At 67.4% G+C, this 25024-nt stretch carries 23 protein-coding genes and 1 pseudogene; 13 read left to right on the forward strand and 11 right to left on the reverse strand.

Annotated elements, in window-relative coordinates; genetic code table 11:
• Positions 1-60: 60 nt before the first annotated feature.
• Positions 61-621 carry a helix-turn-helix domain-containing protein gene (locus AB2L57_RS17115; protein WP_409047671.1) on the reverse strand — a complete coding sequence of 187 codons (561 nt, stop codon included), beginning with the start codon at positions 619-621 and terminating at the stop codon, positions 61-63.
• 66 nt (positions 622-687) lie between these two features.
• On the opposite strand from AB2L57_RS17115, the gene AB2L57_RS17120 reads away from it, so the two are divergent.
• Entirely contained in the window at positions 688-2319 is a 1632-nt protein-coding gene (locus tag AB2L57_RS17120) for an FAD-dependent oxidoreductase (RefSeq protein WP_409047672.1), read from the forward strand.
• 43 nt (positions 2320-2362) lie between these two features.
• Here AB2L57_RS17120 and AB2L57_RS17125 read toward each other — a convergent pair whose 3' ends face one another.
• The 3 genes from AB2L57_RS17125 to hxlB all read right to left on the reverse strand — a co-directional run bounded on the left by AB2L57_RS17125 (position 2363) and on the right by hxlB (position 5148).
• Positions 2363-3691, reverse strand: coding sequence for an MFS transporter (locus AB2L57_RS17125; protein ID WP_409047673.1), 1329 nt, complete (start codon positions 3689-3691; stop codon positions 2363-2365).
• A gap of 206 nt (positions 3692-3897) precedes the next feature.
• The gene (hxlA, locus tag AB2L57_RS17130; RefSeq protein ID WP_409047674.1) at positions 3898-4521 is read right to left on the reverse strand and encodes a 3-hexulose-6-phosphate synthase; all 624 of its coding nucleotides are present in this window, start codon (positions 4519-4521) and stop codon (positions 3898-3900) included.
• 48 nt (positions 4522-4569) lie between these two features.
• Positions 4570-5148 carry a 6-phospho-3-hexuloisomerase gene (gene hxlB / locus AB2L57_RS17135; RefSeq protein WP_409047675.1) on the reverse strand — a complete coding sequence of 193 codons (579 nt, stop codon included), beginning with the start codon at positions 5146-5148 and terminating at the stop codon, positions 4570-4572.
• Positions 5149-5248: 100 nt separating this feature from the next.
• On the opposite strand from hxlB, the gene AB2L57_RS17140 reads away from it, so the two are divergent.
• The gene (locus AB2L57_RS17140; protein ID WP_409047676.1) at positions 5249-6073 is read left to right on the forward strand and encodes a LuxR C-terminal-related transcriptional regulator; all 825 of its coding nucleotides are present in this window, start codon (positions 5249-5251) and stop codon (positions 6071-6073) included.
• A gap of 246 nt (positions 6074-6319) precedes the next feature.
• Here AB2L57_RS17140 and AB2L57_RS17145 read toward each other — a convergent pair whose 3' ends face one another.
• Positions 6320-7078 carry an SDR family oxidoreductase gene (locus AB2L57_RS17145; protein ID WP_409047677.1) on the reverse strand — a complete coding sequence of 253 codons (759 nt, stop codon included), beginning with the start codon at positions 7076-7078 and terminating at the stop codon, positions 6320-6322.
• 153 nt (positions 7079-7231) lie between these two features.
• On the opposite strand from AB2L57_RS17145, the gene sigJ reads away from it, so the two are divergent.
• Positions 7232-8164 carry an RNA polymerase sigma factor SigJ gene (gene sigJ / locus AB2L57_RS17150; protein WP_409047678.1) on the forward strand — a complete coding sequence of 311 codons (933 nt, stop codon included), beginning with the start codon at positions 7232-7234 and terminating at the stop codon, positions 8162-8164.
• A gap of 34 nt (positions 8165-8198) precedes the next feature.
• Here the strand turns inward: sigJ and AB2L57_RS17155 are convergent, their stop codons facing one another.
• Positions 8199-8465, reverse strand: coding sequence for a 2TM domain-containing protein (locus tag AB2L57_RS17155; RefSeq protein WP_409047679.1), 267 nt, complete (start codon positions 8463-8465; stop codon positions 8199-8201).
• 117 nt (positions 8466-8582) lie between these two features.
• On the opposite strand from AB2L57_RS17155, the gene AB2L57_RS17160 reads away from it, so the two are divergent.
• A complete protein-coding gene (locus AB2L57_RS17160; protein WP_409046856.1) occupies positions 8583-9794 on the forward strand; it encodes an integrase in 1212 nt (403 codons plus the stop codon).
• A gap of 124 nt (positions 9795-9918) precedes the next feature.
• Here AB2L57_RS17160 and AB2L57_RS17165 read toward each other — a convergent pair whose 3' ends face one another.
• Complete coding sequence (locus AB2L57_RS17165) at positions 9919-10533, reverse strand: TetR/AcrR family transcriptional regulator (RefSeq protein WP_409047680.1); 615 nt, start codon at positions 10531-10533, stop codon at positions 9919-9921.
• A gap of 193 nt (positions 10534-10726) precedes the next feature.
• Here AB2L57_RS17165 and AB2L57_RS17170 point away from each other — a divergent pair, with 193 nt between their 5' ends.
• Positions 10727-11140 carry a hypothetical protein gene (locus AB2L57_RS17170; protein ID WP_409047681.1) on the forward strand — a complete coding sequence of 138 codons (414 nt, stop codon included), beginning with the start codon at positions 10727-10729 and terminating at the stop codon, positions 11138-11140.
• 314 nt (positions 11141-11454) lie between these two features.
• Here AB2L57_RS17170 and AB2L57_RS17175 read toward each other — a convergent pair whose 3' ends face one another.
• Both AB2L57_RS17175 and AB2L57_RS17180 read right to left on the reverse strand, forming a co-directional pair.
• Positions 11455-12441 carry an aldo/keto reductase gene (locus AB2L57_RS17175; RefSeq protein ID WP_409047682.1) on the reverse strand — a complete coding sequence of 329 codons (987 nt, stop codon included), beginning with the start codon at positions 12439-12441 and terminating at the stop codon, positions 11455-11457.
• 92 nt (positions 12442-12533) lie between these two features.
• Positions 12534-13424: a helix-turn-helix domain-containing protein gene (locus tag AB2L57_RS17180; RefSeq protein ID WP_409047683.1), complete on the reverse strand. Its 891-nt coding sequence runs from the start codon at positions 13422-13424 to the stop codon at positions 12534-12536.
• A gap of 154 nt (positions 13425-13578) precedes the next feature.
• Between AB2L57_RS17180 and AB2L57_RS17185 the strand changes: the two genes are divergently transcribed.
• Positions 13579-14424, forward strand: coding sequence for an aldo/keto reductase (locus AB2L57_RS17185; RefSeq protein ID WP_409048645.1), 846 nt, complete (start codon positions 13579-13581; stop codon positions 14422-14424).
• A gap of 93 nt (positions 14425-14517) precedes the next feature.
• Positions 14518-15012: a flavodoxin gene (locus AB2L57_RS17190; RefSeq protein ID WP_409047684.1), complete on the forward strand. Its 495-nt coding sequence runs from the start codon at positions 14518-14520 to the stop codon at positions 15010-15012.
• On the opposite strand, the gene AB2L57_RS17195 is transcribed toward AB2L57_RS17190, so the two are convergent.
• Positions 14995-15892 (reverse strand): IS5 family transposase gene (locus AB2L57_RS17195; protein ID WP_409047506.1). Its coding sequence is split into 2 segments (ribosomal slippage): positions 14995-15556 and positions 15555-15892, totalling 900 coding nucleotides; the frame shifts between segments, so codons are not numbered across the junction. The two genes, AB2L57_RS17190 and AB2L57_RS17195, sit on opposite strands and share 18 nt — an antisense overlap.
• Before the next feature lie 773 nt (positions 15893-16665).
• Between AB2L57_RS17195 and AB2L57_RS17200 the strand changes: the two genes are divergently transcribed.
• The 6 genes from AB2L57_RS17200 (at position 16666) to AB2L57_RS17225 (ending at position 23924) form a co-directional block, all read left to right on the forward strand.
• The gene (locus AB2L57_RS17200; RefSeq protein ID WP_409048646.1) at positions 16666-18141 is read left to right on the forward strand and encodes a GH32 C-terminal domain-containing protein; all 1476 of its coding nucleotides are present in this window, start codon (positions 16666-16668) and stop codon (positions 18139-18141) included.
• An 80-nt stretch (positions 18142-18221) separates the two neighbouring features.
• Positions 18222-19556: an ABC transporter substrate-binding protein gene (locus AB2L57_RS17205; RefSeq protein WP_409047685.1), complete on the forward strand. Its 1335-nt coding sequence runs from the start codon at positions 18222-18224 to the stop codon at positions 19554-19556.
• Positions 19557-19662: 106 nt separating this feature from the next.
• A complete protein-coding gene (locus tag AB2L57_RS17210) occupies positions 19663-20541 on the forward strand; it encodes a carbohydrate ABC transporter permease (protein WP_409047686.1) in 879 nt (292 codons plus the stop codon).
• Entirely contained in the window at positions 20541-21452 is a 912-nt protein-coding gene (locus AB2L57_RS17215; RefSeq protein ID WP_409048647.1) for a carbohydrate ABC transporter permease, read from the forward strand. The genes AB2L57_RS17210 and AB2L57_RS17215 overlap by 1 nt, the downstream gene beginning before the upstream one ends.
• 16 nt (positions 21453-21468) lie before the next feature.
• Positions 21469-22458: a LacI family DNA-binding transcriptional regulator gene (locus AB2L57_RS17220; RefSeq protein ID WP_409047687.1), complete on the forward strand. Its 990-nt coding sequence runs from the start codon at positions 21469-21471 to the stop codon at positions 22456-22458.
• The gene (locus AB2L57_RS17225; RefSeq protein WP_409047688.1) at positions 22455-23924 is read left to right on the forward strand and encodes a glycoside hydrolase family 32 protein; all 1470 of its coding nucleotides are present in this window, start codon (positions 22455-22457) and stop codon (positions 23922-23924) included. The genes AB2L57_RS17220 and AB2L57_RS17225 overlap by 4 nt, the downstream gene beginning before the upstream one ends.
• Before the next feature lie 70 nt (positions 23925-23994).
• Here the strand turns inward: AB2L57_RS17225 and AB2L57_RS17230 are convergent.
• Positions 23995-25014, reverse strand: a pseudogene (locus tag AB2L57_RS17230) (IS3 family transposase); the annotation flags it as partial.
• Between the last annotated feature and the right edge of the window lie 10 nt (positions 25015-25024).

Below are 25024 nucleotides of genomic sequence, written 5' to 3' on the forward strand. Positions count from 1 at the left end.
ACGCCGGGAGCGCGCGGACGAGGGGGCGGGCAGGCGCGCCGGGGCGCCGCGCGGGCTCAGTCAGTCGGCGGGAGCGGGAGCGTGCGTGTGGATGCGCGCGCCGTCGGCGTTGAAGATGCTCAGCACCTGGGCGGGTCTCGACCCCACCGCCGACATCGCGTGCGGCACGCGGGTGTCGAACTCGGCCGCCTCCCCGCGGGCGAGCACGAGATCCTGCGCACCCAACCGCAACCGCAACCGACCCGAGAGCACGTACAGCCACTCGAAGCCGTCGTGGGTGCGCAGCTCGGGCAGATCGACGCCGATGGGGTAGGTGATCCGATACGTGTGCACCGGTGAGTCCTCCGGCGCGAGCGGCGCGATGATCAGCCCGTCCCGATGGATGACGGGGCGCCGGACCCGCGGGTCGCGCTCGTGCTCGGGGAGCAGATCGTCGATGCGGATTCCGAGCTGACGCGTGAGCGGCAGCAGCAGCTCGAGTCCGGCCTGGCGCTTGCCCGACTCGAGGCGCGACAGGGTGCTCGCCGACATCCCCGCGCGCTCGGCGAGGTCATCGAGCGTCCAGCCGCGGGCCTTGCGCACCGCCCGCAGTCGCGGGCCGACCTGTTCCAGTTCGTGCACGTCCACCTCCTTGCCATTTCTGCAATCTTCTTTGCCGGAACAGCGTACTCGGCGCATGCTGGCCCCATGCGAGATACTCCCTGGGACGCGATCATCGTCGGCGGCGGGCCCGCAGGGCTCAGCGCGGCCCTCATGCTCGGCCGCTCCCGACGCCGGGTGCTGGTCGTCGACGCCGGCGAACCGCGCAACCGCTTCGCCGCGCACATGCACGGGGTGCTCGGGCACGAGGGCCTGCCCCCGCAGGCGCTGGCCGCCCGCGGCCGCGCGGAGGCCGAGGGGTACGGCGTCACCTTCCGGGGCGGACGTGTCGAGCGCGTCACCGAATCCGACGGCCTGCTGCGGGTCGGGATGCCGGGGGCAGATGTGCTCGAGACGCGTGCGCTCGTCGTGGCCACCGGCATCTCCGACGAGCTGCAGCCGATTGCGGGGCTGGCGCAGCGCTGGGGCACGAGCGTGCTGCACTGCCCCTACTGCCACGGCTGGGAGGTGCGCGACCAGCGGCTCGGCGTACTCCTGACATCACCCGCAGCGGTGCATCAGGCCGAACTCGTCCGGCAGCTGAGCCGATCCGTCACGGTGTTCACGGGACTCGTCGGCCGGCTCGATTCTGCCATCGAGGCCCGGCTCGCCTCGCGCGGCGTCGTGGTCGTCGATTCGCCGGTGGTCGAGCTCCGGGGCGTGGGGGGCGAGCTCTCGGATGTGCGCACCGAGGACGGCGCGATCTTCGGCGTGGATGCCCTTTTCACCACGGGAGCCCCGTTGCCCCACGACCAGTTCCTCGGCAGCCTCGCACTCGCACGCGCCGATACCCCCGCCGGCACTGTGCTCGAGGTCGATCCGCTCGGTCGCACGAGCAACCCGCGCGTGTGGGCCGTCGGCAACGTCGTCGCGCCGTACGCGAATGTTCCGTCCTCGATCGGCACCGGGTCGATGACGGGGGCGGCCGTCAACGCCGCATTGACCGCGGAGGACTTCGACCTCGCCGTGGCCGAGCGCGAGGGAGCGGGCGACGTCGCCGACGCGCCCCGCGCCCCGGACAGCACCGCCGGCCCCGCCGGCCCCGCCGGCCCCGCCGAGTTCTGGGAGCGGCGATACGGCGAGAGTGGTCTGGTCTGGTCAGGCCGCCCGAACGCCTCGCTCGTCGGCGTCGCGTCCTCCCTCGCCCCCGGGTCGGCCCTCGACCTCGGTTGCGGCGAGGGCGGCGATGCGATCTGGCTCGCCCAGAACGGCTGGCACGCCACCGGTGTCGACATCTCGACCCGCGCGGTGCGTCGGGCCTCCGAAGCCGCCCGGGCCGCCGGCATCCCGAGCGAACGCGCGCACTTCACGGCCGCCGACCTCGCCTCGTGGTCGAGCACAGAGCGCTTCGACCTGGTCGCGGCGAGCTTTCTGCAGTCGCCCGTCGCTCTGGCGCGCACCGAGATCGTGCGCAGGGCGGCCGACCGCGTCGTGCCGGGCGGTCATCTGCTGATCGTCTCCCATGCGGCGCCGCCGCCCTGGGCCCGCCACACGCACACCGACGGCCATGAGGGTCCCCGCAGCTTCCCGACACCCGACGAGGAGCTTGCCGACCTCTCCCTCGACGAGCACGAATGGCAGGTCGTCATCGCCGAGGTGCGCGCTCGCCCGGCGACCGATCCGACCGGCGCGTCCGCCACGCTGGACGATACGGTCGTGCTCCTGCGTCGCACGGGATGAGCGGGCCCCGCGACGATCAACGCGGGCGCCGCGGGGGATGCTGTCAGCCCCGCCCGTGCGGGCGCCTGGGCTTGTCGAGGCCCAGGTGTACGCGGGTGCGACGCCGCTCGAGCGAGATGAAGACCGCGCCGAGGATCCACAGCGGAATCTGGGTGAGGAACGCGATGCGGAAGGCATCGAGCGTGTAGGTGTCGGGCGTGCCCGCTCCCTGCAGGTCGAGAGCGAGTCCGATGAGGAAGATCGCGATCAGGCCCGCGAGGAATCCGCCGGAGTTCGTGATGCCGGTCGCGGTGCTGAGGCGGTGGCTCGGGTTGTGCGTGCGGGCTTGGTCGAACGCGATCATCGACGCGGGCCCCCCGAGCGCGAGCGCCACGACCAGCGCGTACAGCAGCCACAGCGGGGCCGGCCCGGGCCAGGCGATGACGACGAGCCAGACGGCCATCTGCACGGCGATGGCGGGCAGGACGAGCCACCGCGAGCGGATGTGCGGCAGACGGCTCGAGAGCTGGCCCATGAAGGGTCCGATCAGGATGCCCACGAGCACGAGCGTCGTCATCAGCAGCGCCGCCTCGCCCTGGGTGCGCCCCTCGCCGACCGTCAGAAAGGGCACGCCCCACAGCATGATGAAGGCGGTGCCCGCGAACGGCGTCGTGAAGTGCGACCAGAACGCCAGCCGCGTGCCCGGGTGCGACCACGCCGCCCGGATCCCCACCCGCGTGTCGACCGCCGAGGTCACGACCCGGATGGCGCCGGTCGACGTATCGACCGAGACGTCGGCCGACCGCTCGGGCGGATGGTTGCGGATCAGGGCGAACACGAGCACCGCGAAGAGCACGCCGAGACCGGCGACACTGCCGAAGGCGATCGTCCACGACGTGGCGTGCAGCAGGGCCGCGAGCGGAATCACCGAGACGATCTGCCCGAGCTGGCCGAGGATGCCGGTCATCTGCACCATCACGGGGCCGCGCTGAGCGGGAAACCACGTGGCGATCAGGCGGAGCACGCTCGGGAAGACGGCAGCGTCGCCGGCGCCCAGCAGCAGGCGCGCAGCGATCGCGATGCCGACGTTGGGCGAGAACGCCATCGCGAGCTGTCCGACCGCCATCAACACCATGCCGATCGTCATGATGGGCCGCGCCCCGTAGCGATCCAGCAGGAGCCCCACGGGGATCTGCATGGCCCCGTAGATGCCCAGCTGCAGCACGGCGAACATCGACAGGGTCGAGGCGTCGGCGTCGAACCGCTCGGCCGTGTCGACGCCGACCGCCGACAGCGAGGTGCGGTTGGTGACCGCGAGCATGTAGGCCGCGACGCCGACGCCCCAGATCAGCCACGCGCGCCACGACGGTGACGAGAGGGCGGTGTGCGGCACGGGGTCCCAGCGGTGGTGGCGGCGATGTGCATCCAGACTATCCAGGCGCGGGATGCTGCGCTCCGGGCCCGCGGGCCGCCCGTGGCCCACCCGTCTCGAACCCACACTTCTGCAGCGACCCCACATGCGTCGTCTGGTGGCTCGCTGCAAAAATGTGGGTTGGCGCAGAATCAGGCCGCGCCGGGTCGGGCCCCGGCCAGGCGGAATCAGGCCGCGGCGGCGCGGAGTTCGGCTGCGGCCGCGGCGACGTCCGGCGCGCCGTAGATGGCGCCCCCGGCCACGGCGATGCGGGCGCCCGAGTCACGCACGGCGGCGATCGAGCCGGCGTTGACGCCCCCCGCGACGGAGAAGGGCACACCTGCCGCACGGCCGGCCTCGAGCAGACCGTCGAGGGAGTAGCCCTCCTGCGCCTGCTCGTCCAGGCCCGCGTGCATCTCGACGAACTCGGCGCCGAGGGCGACGACCTGCTGGGCGCGGGCGGCCTTGTCAGCGATGCCGATCAGGTCGACGACGACACCCTTGCCGTGCTTCTTCGCAGCCTCGACCGCGCCGACGATCGTGCTGTCGTCGGCCGCACCGAGCACGGTGACCAGATCGGCCCCCGCGGCAAAGGCGATCTCGGCCTCGAGGGCCCCGGCATCCATCGTCTTGAGGTCGGCGAAGACGACCTTGTCGGGGTGCGCCTGCTTCATCGCCGTGATGACCGACAGCCCCTCGCTCTTGATGAGGGGGGTGCCGAGTTCGAGGATGTCGACGTGCGGGGCGGCGGCCGCGGCGAGGTCGAGGGCGGCCTCGGTGGTGAGGGTGTCGATGGCGAACTGGATCTTCATGTGTGTCTGCTTTCTGCGGGGAGTGGCGGACGGGTGCCCGCCCGGGTCTCATTCGAGGTTGGCGTGGCGTGGCCAGAGGTCGTCGGCCGATTGACCGCTGCGCTGCCAGAGGGTGTGGAACAGGGCGTCTCCGATCAGCGCGACGGCCTGCTCGAAGAGGCTGCCGGCGTACTGCACCGACGCGGCGCCCGAGCGGTCGAGCTTGTCGGCGGCGGGCACGACGATGACGGTGTCGGACAGCTCTGCCAGCGGCGAGCTCGTCGCGGTGGTGAGGGTGGCGATCCGGGCTCCCACGGAGCGTGCCGTCGTCGCGGCGCGGACGACCGCCCCCGTCGTACCCGACCCGCTCGCGGTGAGCAGCAGATCCCCGGCCTCGATCGCCGGCGTCGTCGTGTCGCCGACGACGTGCACGTGCAGTCCGAGGTGCATCAGACGCATGGCGGTCATCCGCAGGGCAAGGCCCGATCGACCGGCACCCAGCACGAAGACGCGCCGCGCGGCGCCGATCGCCTCGATGGTCGCGGCGAGCGCGTCATTCTGAGTCGCGGCGATCGCCTCGAGAGCCTGCGCCGTCTCGGCGCCGATGCGGCGAAGATCTCTCACGGGGTCGGAGATCGCGGTGTGCATCGCTCCATCCTGCGCCGGTGCGTGCGGCGGTGCGCTCCGCCGAAAGGAGAGTATCGCTAGCCGTTCGGCTAGTACTGCCTGTTCGAATAGGGTGGATGCTGTGACCAGCGCATCCACAGCATCCCGGTCTGACCGCGTGTGGATGTCGGATCACGCGCGAGCCCTCGCCGAACAGACCGACCGGCACGCGGTGACCCTGGAATCGCTGCTCGCGATCCTGCGTTCGACGCGGCTCGACGACCGCGCGGCGCGGCAGACGGCGATCGATGTGGCCGGGTCGGCGCTCGTCGCGCTGCGCAGCAGCGAGGACGAACGGCACCAGGAGCTGCTCGAGTCGGTCGTGGACGCCTTCGCGCACCTCAAGGCCGAGCTGCGCCCGCTCGTGCGCTTCGGCGAACTCGACGTGCAGTACATCGATCCCCCCGTGAACGGCCGCGCGCTGCCCGGCGATGTCGCCCAGGCCGCCCGCGCCATCGTGCGCAATGCGGTGCTCGCCATCGCCGACGGCGCGCAGGCGCGACGCGTGCGGGTGCAGTGGGACTGCGACGGACTCCATCTGCTGATGGGCATCCGGGACGACGGGCGCGGCGAGCTGCACGCGCACGACGATGCGCTGCGTCCCATCGTCGAGAACGTCGCCGCCCTGGACGGCGAGATGACGGTCTCGTCGACCCTGGGGTGGGGCACCGACATCGGCATCGCCATTCCGCTCGATCTCGCACCCGTGCCGTCACCGCTCGAGGATGCCGCCGAGCTGACCGAACGGGAGCGCGACGTGCTGCGCCATCTCGCCCTCGGCGCGCGCAACGCCGAGATCGCGCGGGCGATGGGCATCAGTCCGCACACGGTGAAGTTCTACGTGTCGAAACTGCTGCGTAAGGCCGGCGCCCGCAACCGCGCCGAGCTCGCGGCGCTGATGCGCTGATCCGGGCCCGTCGACCGCGGGCCCCGGGCCCCGCCCCCCGTTGCCGAGCCCCCGACCCGCCGCACCCTGGCGAACCCACATTTTTGCAGCGAACCACCACTCGTCGCATGGTGGCTCGCAGCAAAAATGTGGGTTCGGCATCCAGACCATCCCGACCATGCAGATCGCGCCGACCATCCCGACCATCCCGACCGCGCCGACCGCGCCGTCGCGACCGTCAGCCCACCGGGGAGGGGCGGCCCGGCATCAGGCGGCGGGGCGGGCGTGATCCGCACTGCGCAGCCAGTCATCGAACGTGATCGTGCCGCGGAGCGCACCGGCACCCCCGCGCAGCGCCCCCGAGGCGAGCCCACGCCCATACGATCCGGGCAGCCGGACCTCGAGCACGCGCCGGCGGATGCCGTCGAACGCCAGCTGTCGGCGGGCGAGATCGGCGAGCTCTTCGTCGCGCGGACCGACGAGGTCCGGCGCCCGACCGATGGGGCCCGCCTCGGCGAGCGCGACCAGGTGCGTTCCGATCTCGCGCGCTGCGACAGGACGCATGAGGGTCCGGGGCATGACGGCGATCGGCCCGCGCGAGGCCGCCAGCAGCTGCCCCGCGAACTCGTGGAACTGCGCGGCTCGCGCAATCGTGTACGGCACGTCCCCCGCGGCGACCGCCCGCTCCTGCGCCAGCTTGCCGGCGTAGTACGACGCGTCGATGCCGTCGATGCCCACGATCGACAGCGCGACGTGGTGACCGACGCCCTTCGCCTTCTCGGCCACCATCAGGTTGCGCGTGGCCGTCCCGAAGAAGGTACGCGACCGACCCGCCGACAGCGTGAACGTGTTCGTGACGTCGATGACAGCATCCACCCCGTCGAGCGCGACCTGCAGCCCCTCGCCGGTGACGACGTCCGCGCCGCTGCGCCTCGTGAGCAGGACGACATCGTGTGCCGCCCCGCGCGCCGCCTCCGCGACGTGGCGCCCGACCGTTCCCGTGCCGCCTGCAACCGCGATCCTCATGTGCGCTCATCCTCGCTCTCGCGCGACCTCCGAACGGCCGCTCCACTGAACCTGACGATGCGCGCAGGCGATGTGTGAGGCGACATGCTCACATTCTGAGCATGATCGTCGTCAGAGTAGGCAGTGGTGCCGGTCGATCGCGAGGAGGATTCGATGACCGAGGATCTGGATGCTGTGCTCAGCGAACGCCGGCGCCTGCTGTCGCTGGCGTACCGGATGACGGGCACTCTCGCCGATGCCGAAGACATCGTGCAAGAGACGTACGTGCGCTGGTACCGACTCGGGGAGGAGGAGCGCGGCGGGATCGAGAACGTCGGCGGATGGCTGACCCGCACCGCGAGTCGCATCGCCCTGGATGTGCTCGGCTCGGCGCGACGGAGACGGGAGCGTTACATCGGGCAGTGGCTTCCCGAGCCGGTGCCCGCCGACCTGTTCGCGGGCACCGCGCCGGCGACGGGGGACTCGGTCACCGCAGGGGCGCTGGCGGCGGATCCGCTCGAGCGGGTCACGCTCGATGACGCGATCAGCACCGCTCTGCTGATCGTGCTCGAGGCGATGACGCCCGCGGAGCGGGTGGCGTTCGTGCTGCACGACGTGTTCGGCATGCCCTTCGCGGAGATCTCCGACATCGTGGGGCGCTCACCCGCCGCCGTGCGCCAGCTCGCCGCGAGCGGCAGGCGACATGTGCGCGAGAGCCGGACGAGTCTCGTGCCGCGCGCTGATCACGATGCCGCCGTCCGCGCCTTTCGTGCGGCGAGCCAGACGGGCGACATCGACCAGCTCATGCGCGTGCTCGCGCCCGATGTCCAGCTGCGGTCGGATGGCGGAGGCGTCGTCAACGCCGCCCCGAACGTCGTGGCCGGTGCGGATCGGGTCGCTCGGTTCCTGCTCGGCATCGGCGCGAAGAACCCGGAGCTGGTAGCGAACGAACAGCCCGTCGGCGACGGACTCGGGCTGGTCATCCGCGTCGACGAGACACCGATTGGCGTCATGAGCTTTCACGTCGAGGGCGGCCTGATCACAGACGTGTGGATCATGCTCAACCCCGCCAAGCTGACCGTCTGGCTGCCGACCCGGTCACGGTGAAATACCGCAGAGCTGAATCTTCAGCCCGTTCGGATCAGGAGAGGCGGCGCATCTCGGACTGGATCTGCGACTCGCTCGGACCGCTGCGGCCGGGGCCGAAGGCACGGATGCCGGTGAAGGCCACTCCGACGCCGATTCCGGCGATCGGCCAGATGGGCCAGAATCCGCCCATTCCCGTGGCGACCCAGATCACCACGAACAGCGCCGAGAGCACGACCCACGTACCCAGCGCCGACCAGAAGTGCTGCTTCGCCTTGAGCCGCTGAACCGCGCGCGCCCTGAGGTCGTCCTCGTCAGTCATGGCTAGAGCATAGGGTGCAGCGTCCGCACGGACGAGACCACGACGAGACTCAGCTAAAAGGTCCGGGAAGGGCTGCGCGTGCCTCACGTAGGAATGTCCGCGTAGTTCCCTGGGGTGATGAGCAGGGAGTTGTCGATGGCGGCGCGCCGTGAGATCACGAAGAAGTTCGCCCGCGAGTATGCGAAAGCAGGCAAGGAAGAGAAGGGCCGGCTGCTGGACGAGCTTGTGCACGCGACAGGCTGGACGCGTGATCACGCGCGCCGCGCGATCCGTGCCGCGAACGCACGCAAAGGTGCCGCGCGCGATCAGCAGCGTAAGCCGCGTGAGCGGAAGTACTCCTACGATGCGCTCGTGGTGCTGCAAGAAGTCTGGCGGCTGTCCGGGCAGCCGTCGGGAAAGTACTTCGCGGCGATCATGGACGACACCCTCGAACGCCTCGTCCGCTTCCGTGAGCTCGGCAAGGTCGAGCAGCGGGTCACACCGGAGGTGCTGGACGAGTTGCGATCGATGAGCGCCGCGACGATCGACCGGTACCTGAAACCGCACAAGGACGCCGCCTACCCGGTCGCGGTCTCGGGCACGAAGCCGTCCCACATCCTGCGCTCTTCGATCCCGACGCGCACCAGCATGGACGCCCCGCTGACCGTCCCGGGGTTCCTGGAGCTGGACACCGTCGCGCACTGCGGCCACTCCCTCAAAGGCGAGTTCCTGCGCACCCTGACCGGCACCGACCCGGTCGCGGGGTGGACGATGCTGCGCACGATCCGCAACAACGCCTACGTGCACGTGCACGGCGCCCTGGAATGGATGGTGAAGAACGCGCCCGTCCCGGTCGCCGGGCTCGACTTCGACAACGGATCCGAGTTCATGAACTGGGGCGTGATCGCCTGGGCGGACAAGAAGGAGATCCCCGTCACCCGGGGGCGTCCCTACAAGCACAACGACAACGCGCACGTCGAGCAACGCAACGGCGACTGGGTCCGCAAACACGCGTTCCGCTACCGCTACGAGACCGAGGCGGAGATGACCCTGCTCAACGAGCTCTGGGATTTCGTGATGGCCCGCAAGAACCATCTGCTGCCCTGCGTGAAAGCGATCGACTGGACCCACACCGCAGCCGGCCGGAAGAAGCGCGTCTACGACAAGCCACGTACCCCCTACCAGCGGTTGCTCGACGCCGGTGTGCTCGACGAGAAGACCCGCGCCCGACTGGAGCGCGAGCATGCGAAGCTGAACCCGGCACGGATCACCCGACGGATCAACCAGATCCAGCAACAACTCATCGAACTCGCCGCCGCCCGCACCCAGGGCACCCGCCCCGCCGCCTGAGCTACGCGGACATTTCACGTGAGGCAAGCATCACTCACTCCCGGACATCTTGACGTGAGGCAAGACGGACCAAGTGGCCGTGGTGATCCTCGCGGCCGGTGAACGGCGGTCAATCGACGGATCGTCACGCGGACGAACCCTCCTCGATGACCGTCGCCACCGCCAGCCGGAGGGTCTCGCGTTCGAAGACGGTACGCGCCCCGTCGGAGGGGAGCGCCCGCTCGATCGAGATGCCGTTGAGCACCGAGCTCAGGAACCGCGCGTGGGTTTCGATCTCGCCGGGACGCACCGCCCCCTCGGCGCGAAGGAGATGCAGCCACTGCTCGATACGCCGACGGCCGCCCCGCTCGAGAGCAAGATACGTCTCTGCGTCGCCGACCGAGGGCGCCGACAGGATGTAGGCACGAAACGTCGTGCGCCACATCTCGCGGGCCTGCTCACCGGAGCCGACAAGGGCGAGGATCTGCCACAGGCACTCCGTCAGACGATCCACCGCGGGCCGGGTCGTGTCACGGATGGACTCATCAGCCGCGGCGACCCGGTAGATCCCCGCCACCACCGCATCGATCAACTCGCGCTGCGTCGGGAAGAAGTGTCGCAGTGACCCCGTGCTGACGCCCGCCCTGGCGGCCACCGCCCGAACACTGAGCTTCGCCGTCGGATCCTCGCCGAGCATCGTCGCCGCCGCGATCAGGATCCGGTCGCGCGTGGTCGGCGTCGCTCCGTCATCGAATTCCATGCATCCCTCCGCTGAGATCCTACTAGTACAGTGTGTTAGTTTGGGAACGCCTAGATTTAGTACAGCGTGATAGTGGGGAGTGGCCATGTCGACGTGGAGTGAACGACGCGCGAAACGACGCGTGCGACCGGGAGATGGGCAGTCTCTGCCACCCTTCCGCTGGTGGCAGATTCTTCACCGGTCACTGTTCTTCTTGGACACACCGGAAGCGCGCTACGCCGTCGACGTCCGTCAGCTGGGCGATGCGCGCGACGGAGAGGTGCGCGCACGGCTGTACCGCGACGGGGCGCAGACGGCGATCTCGACGCTGCCCGCACGCTTCGTCGTCGAGGGCGGCATCCTCGAGGTCGCCGTGGGTGGGTTCGGCATGAAGCGATGCCACCTCATCGCGCCCGACGGCTCGGAGACACTTCTCACGCCCCACCCCGAATCCGCGGAGGGGCGCCGAGCGCGACTTGAGCGCCGGCGCCCACGCCTCAGCCGGACGATCGCGGCCGCGTCGACGGTCATCGTTCTCGCGGGGGTCACGGTCGGCATGCTGCAGTTGGCCGATCCGGTCTCGCAGATCCCTCCGGTGCGCGCCGCGATCGGCACCATTCCGACGTAGGTGACACTGCCCCTCTGGGCGAACATCGCGATCGCGGTGGCGACGGCGATAGCCAGCGCCGAGAGGGCGCTCCGCCTGCGCAGCAGCTGGATCGACAACCTCGCGAATCGAGCTCGGCGAGCAGCCGCGGGCCCGGTGCCCGAGCGTGCGAGCCGTAGAAACTGCTTGGAGATGTCCGTGAGGACATCGGATTCATTCGCAAAACCGACGCGAATGTCCACGCTCTGGCTTGCCCTTCGCTATGTGACGTGTCCCCCGCCCGCGACTGTCAAGCCGCTGGCGTCTTACCAGCCAACAGTGATGTTGCGTTGCCGTCAGAAGCCGCCGGCGGCGCGGACCGTGTAGTGCTCGGTGAGTGCGGTGTGCTCGTCGGGGGTGAGGTCGATGTCGACGGCTGCGGCTGCGTCGTCGAGGTGGCGGGGCTTGGTCGCGCCGATGATGGGCGCGGCGACGACGGGATTGCTGAGCACCCAGGCCATCGCGACCTGCGCCATCGGGACGCCGCGTGTCTCTGCGATGCGCTGCACGGCGTCGATAACGGGGCGGTCGCGTTCGGTGTCGGCGAAAAAGCTGTTGCCCACGGGGTCGTCGGAGGAACGTTGGGTCTGTTCTCCGGCGGGGCGGGCGACGCGGCCCTTGGCGAGGGGGCTGTAGGGGATGCTGCCGACGCCCTGGTCGGCGAGCAGGCCGAACATTTCGCGCTCTTCTTCGCGGTAGAGGAGCGAGTACTGGTCCTGCATGGATACGAATCGGGTCCAGCCGCGCAGGTCCGCGATGTGCTGCATGTTGGCGAACTGCCACGTCCACATCGCGGACGCGCCGATGTAGCGGGCCTTGCCGGCCTTCACGACGTCGTGGAGTGCTTCCATCGTCTCTTCGATTGGGGTCTCGGGGTCGAAGCGGTGGATCTGGTACAGGTCGACGTAGTCGGTGCCGAGTCGGGTCAGGGATGCGTCGATCTGCTGCATGATCGCCTTCCGCGACAGGCCCGCTACATTCAGGCCGGGACCGGTGCCGGGCTTGTCGGAGAAGTGGGCCTTGGTGGCGAGGACGATCTCGTCGCGGTTGGTGAACTGGCGGAGTGCTTCACCGACGATGCGCTCGGAGTCGCCGTAGGAGTACACGTTCGCGGTGTCCCAAAAGGTGATGCCGAGGTCGAGGGCTTGCCGGAAGAACGGCAGCGCGTCGTCCTTGGGGAGGGACCATTGTAAGTGGCCGCTGGCGGGGTCACCAAAGCTCATGCAGCCGAGCGCGATGCTGCTGACCTTGAGGCCGGAGTTCCCGAGGCGGGTGTACTTCACGGGTCGATCCTTTCGATGGGCACGACAACGCCGGCCTGTGCGGCTGGAGTGTCGAGCGGGTGCAGGTGACGCGAGGGGTGAGCCCGCCGCGGTTACTGGGTCTTGGTGGGTGCCGTGGTCGGGTCGTTACTGGCGGCCCAGCTGGCGAGGACGCGGAGACGTTCTTCGGAGACCGAGGCGGGTTCGGTGACGTAGGTGATGATCGTGATGTCCGGTTCGCTGGCGAGGGTGAGCGCTTCTCCGGTGACTTCGACCTCTCCGACCGTAGGGTTGTGCAGGGTCTTCGTGGCGCTGGTGTGCAGCCGCACGTTGTGGGATGCCCACCAGGTACGGAACGGGTCGCTGCGGGTGGTGAGCTCACCGATGAGGTCGGTGAGGGAACGGTCGAAGGGGGTGCGGCCGGCTTCTATGCGGAACGCGGCGACCATGTCGCGGGCGACGCGCTCCCAGTCGTCGTAGAACTCCTGCGAGGACGGGTCGAGGAAGAGGTACCGGGCGAGGTTCGCCGGTTCGTTGCCGTTGGGGACCAGGGCCGGCATGAGGGCGGCGCCGAGCTGGTTCATCGCGATGATGTCGGTGCGTCCGTTCCGGGCGTACGCGGGCAGCTCGCTCATCCCGTCGAGGATGCGCTGTACCCGGTTGCTGGCACGGAACTTCGCGGAGGTGCGCTTGGGCGCGGGTCGCGTCAGGGCGTGCTCGGCGTTCGCGGCGCGGGCGAGGTCGAACAGGTGCTGCTCTTCGGATTCGTCGAGCTGCAACGCTCGTGCGACGGCGTAGAGGACGGATTCGGAGACGCCGGCGAGCTTGCCGCGTTCCATCCGGTTGTAGTACTCGGCGCTGACCCCGGCGAGGGTGGCGACTTCCTCCCGGCGCAGGCCCTTTACGCGCCGACCGGTCGTCGAGGCGGTGAGGCCGGCCGCTTCTGGGGTGATGCGGTCGCGACGGGTGCGGAGGAAGTCGCTGGCTTCGGTCCCGGTGTCCATATCGGCAAGCGTAGGCCGGGGCCGGCGCGGGGAACCAGACACTGCCAGTACACCTAATGCCACTGCCTGTTCCACGCGAAGGAACCTCTGTTGGATGAGATCACCGGCAGAACCGCAGCCGGTCCGCTTCTAGGAGGGAACGCTCATGAGCACCATCCCCACCGTCACCCTGAACACCGGCGCGACGATGCCGCAGCTCGGCTTCGGCGTGTTTCAGATCCCCGCTGAGGAGACAGAGCAGGCCGTCACCGACGCGATCAAGGCCGGCTACCGGCTCATCGACACCGCCGCCTCCTACGGGAACGAGGAAGCCGTCGGCCGTGGCATCGCAGCCAGCGGTGTGCCCCGCGAGGAGCTGTTTATCACCTCGAAGCTGTGGATCCAGCGCCGCGGCGAGGAGGGTGCCCGCGAAGCGATCACCACGTCCCTGCAGAAGCTCGGCCTGGACTACCTCGACCTGTACCTGATCCACCAGCCGTTCGGTGACTACTACGGCGAGTGGCGTGCGCTCGAGCAGGCCCACAAGGACGGCCGGCTCCGCGCGATCGGTGTCTCCAACTTCGCCTCCGACCGCCTCGTGGACCTCATCGCGTTCGCCGACGTCGTGCCCGCGGTGAACCAGATGGAGACGAACCCGTTCCACCAGCAGGTCGACTACCAGGAGCTGCTGCACGCCGAGGGTGTGCAGCTCGAGGCGTGGGCGCCATTCGCCGAGGGCAAGAACGACCTGTTCACAAACCCGGTCCTCACCGAGATCGGTGACGCGCACGGCAAGTCCGTCGCGCAGGTTGTGCTCCGCTGGCTGGTCCAGCGCGGTGTCGTGGTCGTGTCCAAGTCCGTCAAACCCGAGCGCATGCAGCAGAACCTCGACGTCCTCGACTTCGAGCTCACCGACGAGCAGATGGCGAAGATCGCCGAGCTCGAGGCAGGCGAGTCACTGTTCTTCTCCCACGTCGACCCCAACATGGTCCGCTGGCTCACCGGCCGCGCTGAAGCATAAGCATGCCCGTCCCGCAGCCCACCCGCAGACAGCTCCTGCGAACCGCCGCGGCTGCTGGCCGCCTGCACCCCACCCGAGACCGAAGGCCGCCCCGTGACCACGCCCTCCACCCCCGCGCCCAGCAGCCCGGTAGCGACGCTGCTGGTCTACTTTTCCCGCCCCGGTGAGAACTACTGGAACGGCGGCCGCCGCACCCTCGATGTCGGCAACACCGAGATCCTCGCGAACCTGATCCGCGACCAGATCGCCTGCGACGTGTTCCGCCTCGAGGCCGCCGAGGCGTACTCGGACCGCTACGACCCGACCGCCGCCCGCAACGTCGATGAGCAGAACAGCGACGCCCGCCCCGCGATCGCAGACGCCCTACCCGACCTGAACCCGTACGACCGGGTGCTGATCGGCAGCCCGATCTGGAACGTGCAACCGCCGATGATCCTGGCGACCTTCGCCGAGGGCGCAAATCTCGCGGGCAAGGTCGTCCATCCGTTCGTCACCTACGCAGTCAGCGGTCTCGGAAACACGGCCTCGTTCTATCGCGACTTGGACACTGGAGGCCGGCTCCGCGATGGCCTAGGGCGTGTCTCCTAACCGTTTGAGCCAGAGGGTGATGGCTCTGAGGACTGCTCCGCCGCGGTAGGTGAGGGCGAGTTTGTCGTATCTGGTGGCGAGTCCGCGCCATTGCTTGTCTTCGTTGAAGCCGCGTTCGACGACGTTGCGGCCCTTGTAGTCCTCGAGGTCGTAGCTGACAGGTCGGCCGCCGCGAGAGCCACGGCGCTGACGGTGTCCTTGCTGATCGGATGGCTCGGGGATCACAGCGACGATGCCGCGGTCGCGGAGATGCTGCCGGATCGCTCGGGATGAGTACGCCTTGTCGCCGCGGACGCGGTCCGGTCTGGAGCGGGGCCTGCCCGGTCCGCGCCGGCCGACTCTGAGGTGATCCATGAGCACCGGGAACATCGGCGCATCACCGGCCTGGCCGGGACCGACGAGCACGACCAGCGGCAGCCCCCGGCCGTCGACGAGGTGATGGATCTTCGTGCTCAATCCGCCGCGTGACCGGCCAATCGCGTGATCAGGCGGCTCCTCGCGCAGATTCTTGTAACTCGATAGAGCCCCCTGTGTCGCGCGGGAGATTCGTCGCGTGCTGATGAGCACGGTTGATGGTGGAGTCCACGCTGACGGCCCAGTCGATCTCGCCCGCGGCGTCCGCGTCAGCGAGGATCTCCGCGTAGATCCGATCCCAGGTGCCGTCGCCGCTGAACCGGCGATGACGCTTCCACGCCGTCTGCCACGGCCCGAACTCCGCCGGCAGATCACGCCACGGCGAACCCGTCCGATACCGCCACACGATCCCCTCCACCACCCGACGGTGCTCCTGGAACGGCCGACCGCCCTTGACCGAAGCAATCGGCATCAACGGCTCGATCCGAGCCCAAGCAGCATCCGAGAGAGTACGAGTACGCGACACACTCCTACCCTGCCCTCGACCCCCCAAGGAGCTTAGGAGACACGCCCTAGCCGTCCGCGGGGAAGACGTCCGCGACAGCGGCACTATCCCGACCGTCGAGCAGTGGTTGCGCAACTCCGACCTGCTCTGATCTGCCCGTGACTGCAAATGTCCAGAAAGACACTTCGGGACATTTGAACTCGGAATTGGACATGATCAGCCGGAATTTACAGAGCTGTAGGTTCTGATTCGAAATGGCAAGGAATGCCGTAGTTCCACGGCATTTGGCAGTAGGTTCCGGTTCACAATTCCACGAGAAATGGCGGATCCCTACAGGCGGTGTCCATCAGTTGATGCTCCTATGGTGTCAAGCCGACGAGTTGAGCCAGTTTTCGTGGGCGGTGACGCAGCCAGCGGCGGCGGATTCTCCAACGCGCATTCGGCCGACTGCGCACCCTCGAGCTGATCACCGGTAGCTGCGCAGCCAACACCGCCGCCGCCGAGCTCGGCGCCAACGCCGGCTGAACGCGATCACCTCATGAGCGCATCCGAATCTGAGCCACGGCACTGGCACGGAGGGTTTCCCGGGCATCGCACCCGGATCCATGCTCCCGAGCCCGTCAGCGGCCGCGGTCGCGGTCGCGCACATCGTCAACATAAGAGCTCCACTGTGTGCGCCAACCTCGTGATTAACCGCTTGACCACCGACTGTCGATCCTGCTAACTTCTGCGTAACCGTTTAACCACCTCGTGGTGGCGGTGGGACGCTTCAAGGCTCGACGATGAGGAAGTTCATGAACCAGCGAGGGTTTTTTCGACCGCCACAAGCCTGGGTTGGCGACGTCATTCCGTGGCAAGAGGACGGCACGTTCCACCTGTTCTACCTGCACGAGTCTCGCCAGACGCCCAAGGTAGGCATGCCGTGGCACCGCGTAGTCACAGACGACCTCACCGACTTCCGAGAGACCGGCGTCGCCCTGCCGTCTGGCGGTCCTGACGCCCCCGATTTCAACGTCTATACCGGCAGCATCGTCGTCGACGACGACGACGGAATCCATCACGTCTTCTACACCGGGCAAAATCCCGATCGGCGCGGCGCCGATGGCCTTCCGTTGCAGCTCGTGCTCCACGCCACCAGTCGAGATGGCATGGCCACCTGGCAGCGTCACCCCGAGCACACCTTCGGAGCGACACCGGGCTACGAGACCGCAGATTGGCGCGACCCGTTCGTGTTCTGGGATGCGGACGCAGGTCTGTGGCGCATGCTTGTGACCGCTCGTCATGCCGACGGTCCTGCACGACGACGGGGTGTTATCGCGCAGTGTGTGTCCTACGACCTGCGTCACTGGACTCCGGCCGAACCGTTCTGGGACCCCCGTCGCTACCTCGCTCACGAGTGCCCTGAGGTGTTTGAGTGGAATGGTTGGTGGTATCTCGTCTGGTCGGAGTTCAGCGAGTCGTTCACCACCCGGTACCGCATGTCGCGGAGCCTTCATGGTCCGTGGCACGTGCCGCAAAACGACACAATCGATGGTCGCGCCTACTACGCCGCCAAATCAGCCGCCCGGGACGGCCGGCGTTTCTTCTTCGGATGGATCTCCACGCGTGAGGGTGGGAATGATGACGGCGCATGGCAGTGGGCTGGCACCCTCGCCGTACTGGAAGCCGAGCAGGCTCTAGACGGCACCCTGCGATTCCACCCCCCGCACGAACTCACCTCCACCTTCAATGAGTCCGTGACAGCCCTGCCCACCGGCACCGTACTCTCGGCATCTGACGGCTATGCCGACCTGATCCTGCCGACAGAGATCCCAACGGCATTCCGAGTCGATGCTCTCTTCGACATTGCCTCCGACACCACAGAATGCGGCCTTCTGTTGCGGGCAAGCGAGGACGGCGACGAAGCGTACGTGTTGCGGCTCGAGCCGCGACGCGGACGCCTCGTGTTCGACCGTTGGCCCCGACGGGCGACCGGTGGCGAGCAGTGGCAGATCTCGGGCGACGTTCCTTTCGCCGTCGAGCTCGAGCGACCGGTCGCATTGCCTCCTGGCGAGCATCGGCTCGAGGTGATCGTCGACGGTGAGATGTGCGTCGCGACCGTCGACGGCGCCGTCAGCCTCAGCACCCGCCTTTACGACCGCACCAATGGGCACATCGGAGCGTTCGTCGGCGAGGGAACGGTCGTCGTGACTGAGCTCACGGTGACCGCGAGAGGCGCGTCGGAGGAGCCTTCGTCTCGAGTCCCCGCCGCGCTCGTCGCAACGGCTTGAGCCGGGAGCCTCCCCTGCACAAACACACCTGACCCTTCTTGACCCGTACCCGCACCAATAGATCAACGGAGATTACACACATGTTCAACGTCAAGCGCACCGCGACCTGGGTCGCCATGACCGCTGCTGTCACACTCGCACTCACCAGCTGTGCGGGTTCTGGAGGCGGCGGCGATCCCACCGATGTGAACCCTGAGGGAGAAGTCGAGCCCCGCGAGATCTCGTGGCTGCTCTCACGGCCCGCGGACGGCGGCGTCATCACCGCCATGCAGCAGATCGCCGACGAGTATGCTGCCGATCACCCCGGCTTCAAACTCAACCTCATCACCACACCCGACCGGCCCTCCTACATCCAGAAGTACGAGACCCTCGCCGCGGCGAACAAGTTGCCAGAGCTGTTCGACACTGACGCGACCCCGTTCGCCCAGAAGCTCGCCGAGCAGGGTCGCATGATAGACGTCGACGTGCTGCTCGACGACCTGGGCATGGCCGACGACTACCGCGAGGCGGCGCTGAACTACCAGCGCTTCGACGACGGGTCGCTGTACATGGTGCCGTTCGAGTTCCAGTTGGAGTTCTTCTGGTACAACAGCGACCTTCTTGCCCAGGCCGGCGTCGAAGTGCCCGCAACACTCGACGACTTTGCGCCGATGTGCGAAGCGCTGCGGGCCGAGGGCATCACCCCCATCGCGCTCGACGGCGCCGACGGCTGGCCCCTCGAGCGCTATATGGCGCACTACCCGTTCCGCCAGGCGGGACCGGAGTATATCCAGAAGCTTAAGACCGGCGAGGCGAAGTTCTCCGACGCCCCCGGCCGCGCCGCGGTGGAGTGGCTGTACGGCCTCGGACAGGCCGACTGCTTCCAGGAGGGCTTCTCTGCCACCGGCTATGCCGACGCGCAAGCCCAGTTCACCTCGGGCCGTGCCGCCGTCTACAACATCGGTACGTGGGAGCTGGCGAACCTCGCCACCGAGAACCTCGACGCTAGTGTCCGTGACGCCGTCGACTACTTCACCCTGCCCACGATCGACGGTGCCGTGACCGCCGACAACGAGTACGTCACCCCTTCAGGCATCGGCATGGCCATCAACTCGAGCACGTACGACCCGCTCGTGCGCGACTTCCTCGCCTTCGCGCTGGAGCGTTACCCCGCCGCCGTCGCTGAGACCGGTGCGCTCTCGCCCACCACCGACGTCGACACCGCGATTCCCGCCGACGCTACCCCGCTGTACTCGCGGGCCATCGAGCAGGCCGGCGACGTCGGCTCCGCCATCGCCATGCCGTGGGACACGCAGCTCGACCCTGCCACCAACACCCGCCTGCAGCAGGAGCTGACCCTCCTCGTGCAGGGCGACATCACCCCCGACGAGTTCATCGAGACGATGGACGCCGCTCTCGCCGAGAACGTCGGCTGACATGGCATCTGTCACGTTGACCGATCGGCCCGGGACAACCCGGGCCGATCGGTCCGGCTCCCGCCCACCCCGCCGGCCGACGAGACAATCCAGCTTGCGCTCCTCAATGCTGCCTCGTCGGTCCGGTCTGTCAGTAGCGATCTTCCTTGTTCCGCCGCTACTGCTATACGGCGCCGCAGTGCTGCTCCCGATTGTGCAGTCACTCGTGCTCAGTCTGTTCTCGTGGGACGGGATCACCGACCTGGCGTTCGTCGGGCTGGACAACTACGTCAAAATGTTCACCCGCGACGACGTGTTCTGGACGGCGTTCGGCAACGCCCTTGGCTACCTCGCGATCTGCCTCATACTCCAACTGGGCGGCGCCCTCGCCGTGGCCGGACTACTCACCGCCCTTCCCCGCGCCCGTGAGCTGGTCAAGACCCTCTATCTGCTACCCGCGGTGATCTCTACCGTGGCGATCGCGTTCCTGTTCATCCGCATTTACTCGCTCGAACCGGTCGGCCTCTTCAACCAGCTGCTCGCGTTCGTTGGCCTCGAGAATTTGCAGACGGCCTGGCTGTCGAATGTGCAGACCGTGCTCGCAGCCGTCTCTATTCCGGAGGGCTGGCGTTTCACCGGCCTCTACATGCTCATCATCTACGCCGCCCTCATCGCGGTGCCCAAGGAGCTCGAAGAAGCCGCACGCCTGGACGGGGCCTCGTGGTGGCAGACGTTCTGGCGCATCAGGTTCCCCTACATCCGACCGGTATGGATCACAACCACCATCATGGCCACCACGTTCGCCCTGCGCGGATTCGACATCCCCTACCTGCTTACTAACGGGGGTCCCGGTCAGGCATCCGAGCTGCTGACGACGTACATGTACAAGACTGCATTCGTCCACACCGACTACGGCTACGCCAGCGCGATCTCGGTGTTCATCGTGGTCGAGTGCCTCGTCGCCGTTGGCCTGATCTTTCTGCTGCTGCGTCGGAAGGACGCATGATGTCGACAACAATGACCCCACCACTGGCGGCACCCGCCCCGCCTGCCCAGGAGGCCGGCCCTCACCGGCCGCACCGTTCGCCCCGACTGCGCCTGCAGCGGACGCTTCTCACCGTGACCGTTGTGCTCATCGTCATCGTGCAGGTGTATCCGCTGGCGTGGCTCTTCCTTACAAGTTTCCGCACGGCCTCGGACTTCGCTGGAGGCGACCCGTTCGCCTTTCCGTCCGAATTCACCCTCGAGAACTACGCGCGAGCTTTCGAAACGGGAAACCTGTGGCTGAACATCGTCAACAGCCTCATCGTCACCCTCGGCGCGAGCGCCCTCATCGTCGTGGCAGGCATGATGGCCGCGTTTGCGCTGCAGGTGCTCGGGTTCCGGTTCAGCAACCTGGTCCGCTCGCTCTTTCTGCTCGGGATCATCGTGCCGGTGCAAATCGCGCTCGTACCGCTGTTCATCGACTACTCGCAGATCGGACTACTGGACACACACCTGTCGATGATCCTGCCGTTGGCTGCGTTCTCGTTGCCGATGGGCGTGTACCTGTTCGCGTCGTTCTACCAGTACATTCCCCGCGAACTATACGAGGCCGCCTCGCTGGACGGTGCCGGTCCGTACCGGATTTTTGCGCAGATCACAGCGCCGCTGTCGGTCAACACGATCATCACCGTGGTGCTGGTCAACAGCATCTTCATCTGGAACGACTTCATCTTTGCGAACACGTTTGTGCTGTCGGACGGTTTGAAGACCATTCCGCTGGGGCTGCAAAACTACATCGGAGCGATGGGGAACACCGACTGGACCGCCACGTTCGCCGCCGTGTGCGTCACTGTCACACCGTTGCTGCTGGTCTTCCTCGTGTTGAACAAGGCGATGATCGCCGGTCTCGAGAGTGGAGCGACTAAGGGATGAGCCAGGTGGACCACCGATGAGCATCACGATGCGCGACGTGGCGCGGGTCGCACACGTTTCCGTAGCCACGGTTTCACACGTCGTCAATGACAAGCCCGGTGCTCGCATTGGTGACGACGCCAGGCGTCGCGTGCTCGACGCTGTCGCCGAGCTCGGTTATCGCCCGAACGCGCTCGCTAAGACGCTCTCGCAAGGCGGCTCTCGGTTTATCGGATTGGTCGCGGATGCCATCGCGACGACGCCATTCGCCGGTCAGATCATTCACGGCGCCCAGGACGAGGCGTGGCGACATGGGTATGTGTTGCTCGTCGCCAACACGGAGGGCAACGTCGCCGCGGAAAACGACGCTATCGCGATGATGCTCGAACATCAGGTTCGAGGGATTCTGTACTCGACGTGGTACCACCGCGAGATCGAGGTGCCCCCGCCGCTGCAGCACACAGACACGGTGCTGGTGAATTGCTATGCCGCCGGCGACGCCTACCCGGCTGTCGTGCCTGACGAAGAACAGGGCGGCCGCACAGCCACCGAAGAGCTGATCGCCGCCGGCCATCGCCGCATCGCCTTTGTGAACACCACGTCGCCCTCGCCTGCCCAGACAGGGCGGCTCGCGGGATACGTCTCGGCTCTTGAGGCGGCGGGTTTCGACTACGACGCGTCGCTCGTGTTCGAAGCGGAGTCGGCGCAGGAAGGCGGGTATGCGATCACATCCGCTGTCATCGAGTCAGGTGCCTCTGGAGTGTTCTGTCACAACGATCGAGTCGCGATGGGACTCTACGACGGCCTCCGTGAGCGCGGCCTGCGTATCCCCGAAGACATGGCCGTGATGGGCTTCGACAACCAAGACGTCATCGCGGCGCACCTGCGTCCACCGCTGTCGACGGTGGCTCTCCCGCACTACGAGCTCGGCGCGGCAGGCGTGCGGACACTCCTCGGGCTCGAGTCGGTCACCAAGACGGATCGACTGCTCGTGGCATGCCCATCGATATCTAGGGCTTCGCTGTGAGTCCCCGGCCTCGCTTTCACCTCACACCCGCACGCAATTGGATGAATGACCCGAACGGACTTGTGTATGTCGACGGCACATGGCACGCGTTCTTCCAGCACAACCCCGAAGGCACCGACTGGGGCAACATGAGCTGGGGTCACGCCAGCAGCACTGATCTTGAACACTGGCGTGCACACCCTGTCGCGCTGCGTCACAGCGACGACGAACAGATCTACTCCGGCTCGGTGGTCGCTGGGGATGACGGCACTCTCACGGCGATCTACACGAGCGCCTACGCCCGAGGTATCCAGGCCCAATCGCGCGCCGTCAGCCACGACGGCGGTGACACCTGGACTGTGGATGTCTCCAACCCGGTTCTCGACCGCGGCTCCAGTGACTTTCGCGATCCAAAGATCGTGCGGATGCCCACTCGCCCCGAATCCGGCAAATGGCTCATGGTCGCCGTCGAAGCGGTCGAACGACGGGTGCTGTTCTACGCCTCGGACGACCTGCGAACATGGCGCGAGACCGGATCATTCGGTCCCGTCGGCCCTGACGGCGTGGTGTGGGAATGCCCCGACCTCGTACGCCTGCCACTCGACAACGACCCAGCCCAAACGCCGTGGGTCCTGCTGCTCAGCACCAACCCCGTCGGTGCCGACCCCGACCCCGCCGGATCGGCGATGCACTACGTCGTCGGCTCCTTTGACGGAGAGACCTTCACCACACAGAACACCGGGCTGGAGCGACTCGACCACGGCCGCGACTTCTACGCCGGAGTCACATTCGACAGTGCACCCGGTGACGAAGCGATCATGCTCGCGTGGATGAGCAACTGGCGCTACGCCCACGTCGTCCCAGCAACCACCTGGCGGGGCGCAATGTCACTCCCCCGGCGACTATCGCTGCGCACAATCGACGGCCAACCACGGCTCGTACAACACCCGGCGTCACCCGTCGTCCGCCAGCTCGCCGACACCGCGGCCGCCACCGATCCAGCCGAACCGATCACAATCACCCTGCACGCTCTCATCGAGCTGCGCTGGACTGCCGACATCGCAGGCAAAGTACGGCTTCACCTCGCGGGAGACGGCGACGCCTCAGCGGACATCGTCTTCGACCCAACTGCCAAGACACTCAGCGTGACACGCGCCGGCGAAGCCGCTCAAGCGTTGCACCCCGACTTCGCCTCCACCAGCACCGCACCGCTGCACGGAGGAAGCCGCACGGGACGGCTGCTTGTGAGCCTCGACGGGCCACTCCTGGAAGTCTTCATCAATGACGGGGAAACCACCGTGTCCAACCTCGTCACGCTCGGTTCCGGCACGGTCACCCTGACGGTGACTACCGAGGAGCCGGGATCCCTCCGCACTCTGACCTTGGTGATCGCCGAGATCAACACCTCCGAGTCCGGGGTGGAAGCGGACTCGGCCTTCACAACTGTCTCACCCCTGTCCTCATCTCTGACAACCACAAGGAAGTGACAGCCATGACGATCAACATCACCCGTCGCGCTCTTCTGCAGGGTGAAGCGCCCCAGGTTCTCTGCCGCTCCTATACGGGGTGCGGCTCTCGGATGAGGGTCGCATAGTGGGCTTGCTCGAACTCGGCGGGTGGGACGTAGCCGAGGCTCGAATGAAGCCTACGAGTGTTGTACCAGTCGACCCAGCCGGCCGTCGCGAACTCGACGTCTGCGACCGTCCGATACGGGCCGTCGTGGAATACCGTCGTGCGGATGCACTCGGCTTTGTAGAGCCCGTTGATCGTCTCCATCAGGGCGTTATCGTATGCGTCGCCGACAGACCCGATCGAAGGTGCGATGCCGTCCAGGGCGAGTTTTTCGGTGTAGGCCAGAGAGACGTATTGAGATCCAGCGTCCGAATGTGCCCTCAACTGCTCAGGGTGGATTGGATGCCCTTGCCGACCTCGCTCCCACAGGGCCATCCGCAGCGGGATCATCACGAGCTCGACGTGCTTGGTGGTCTGTGCGTGCCACGCGACGATGCGTTGTGAGTAGACGTCGACGATGAACGCGACGTAGACCCACCCGGCCCAGGTCCGACAGTAGGTGAAGTCCATCACCCAGGTGTGATCGGGTCGCGGCGCGGTGAAGTCCCGATTCAGCAGGTCTCCGGCACGGATTCCGTCTTTGGCGGGGATCGTGGTGCGGATGCCCTTGTCGCGGCGGATTCCCGACAGCCCGAGCCAGCGCATGGCCCGATCGACTGCACCTCGGGATGCGTTCGGGATCACCGTTCGGCGGATCAGCGCGGTCATCTTCCGCCGCCCATAGAGCCCTTCCGGCGTCAGCTTCCGCACCTGCCGTCCACCGATCTCGACAGTGGTCCACGCGGCGTCGCGGACGGCGCCGTGGACCTGCGCGTCGGTGACCGTGCGCGCCGCGATGACGCCGTGCCGCTGAGCTCGGTAGGTGCGCGCGGCGATCTTGCAGCCCTGCTCGCGCAGGACCCGGCAGATCGACTCGACCGCGTGCCCCTCGGTGAGTATTAGCGTCTCTGAGCGCCACCGGTATTGCGGTTGAGCACCGTTTCTCCGTGGTCGCGATTTCCTCGTTGAGCACCAC

Origin of the sequence: Microbacterium sp. HA-8, from assembly GCF_046111165.1 — a bacterium.
GTDB lineage: Bacteria > Actinomycetota > Actinomycetes > Actinomycetales > Microbacteriaceae > Microbacterium.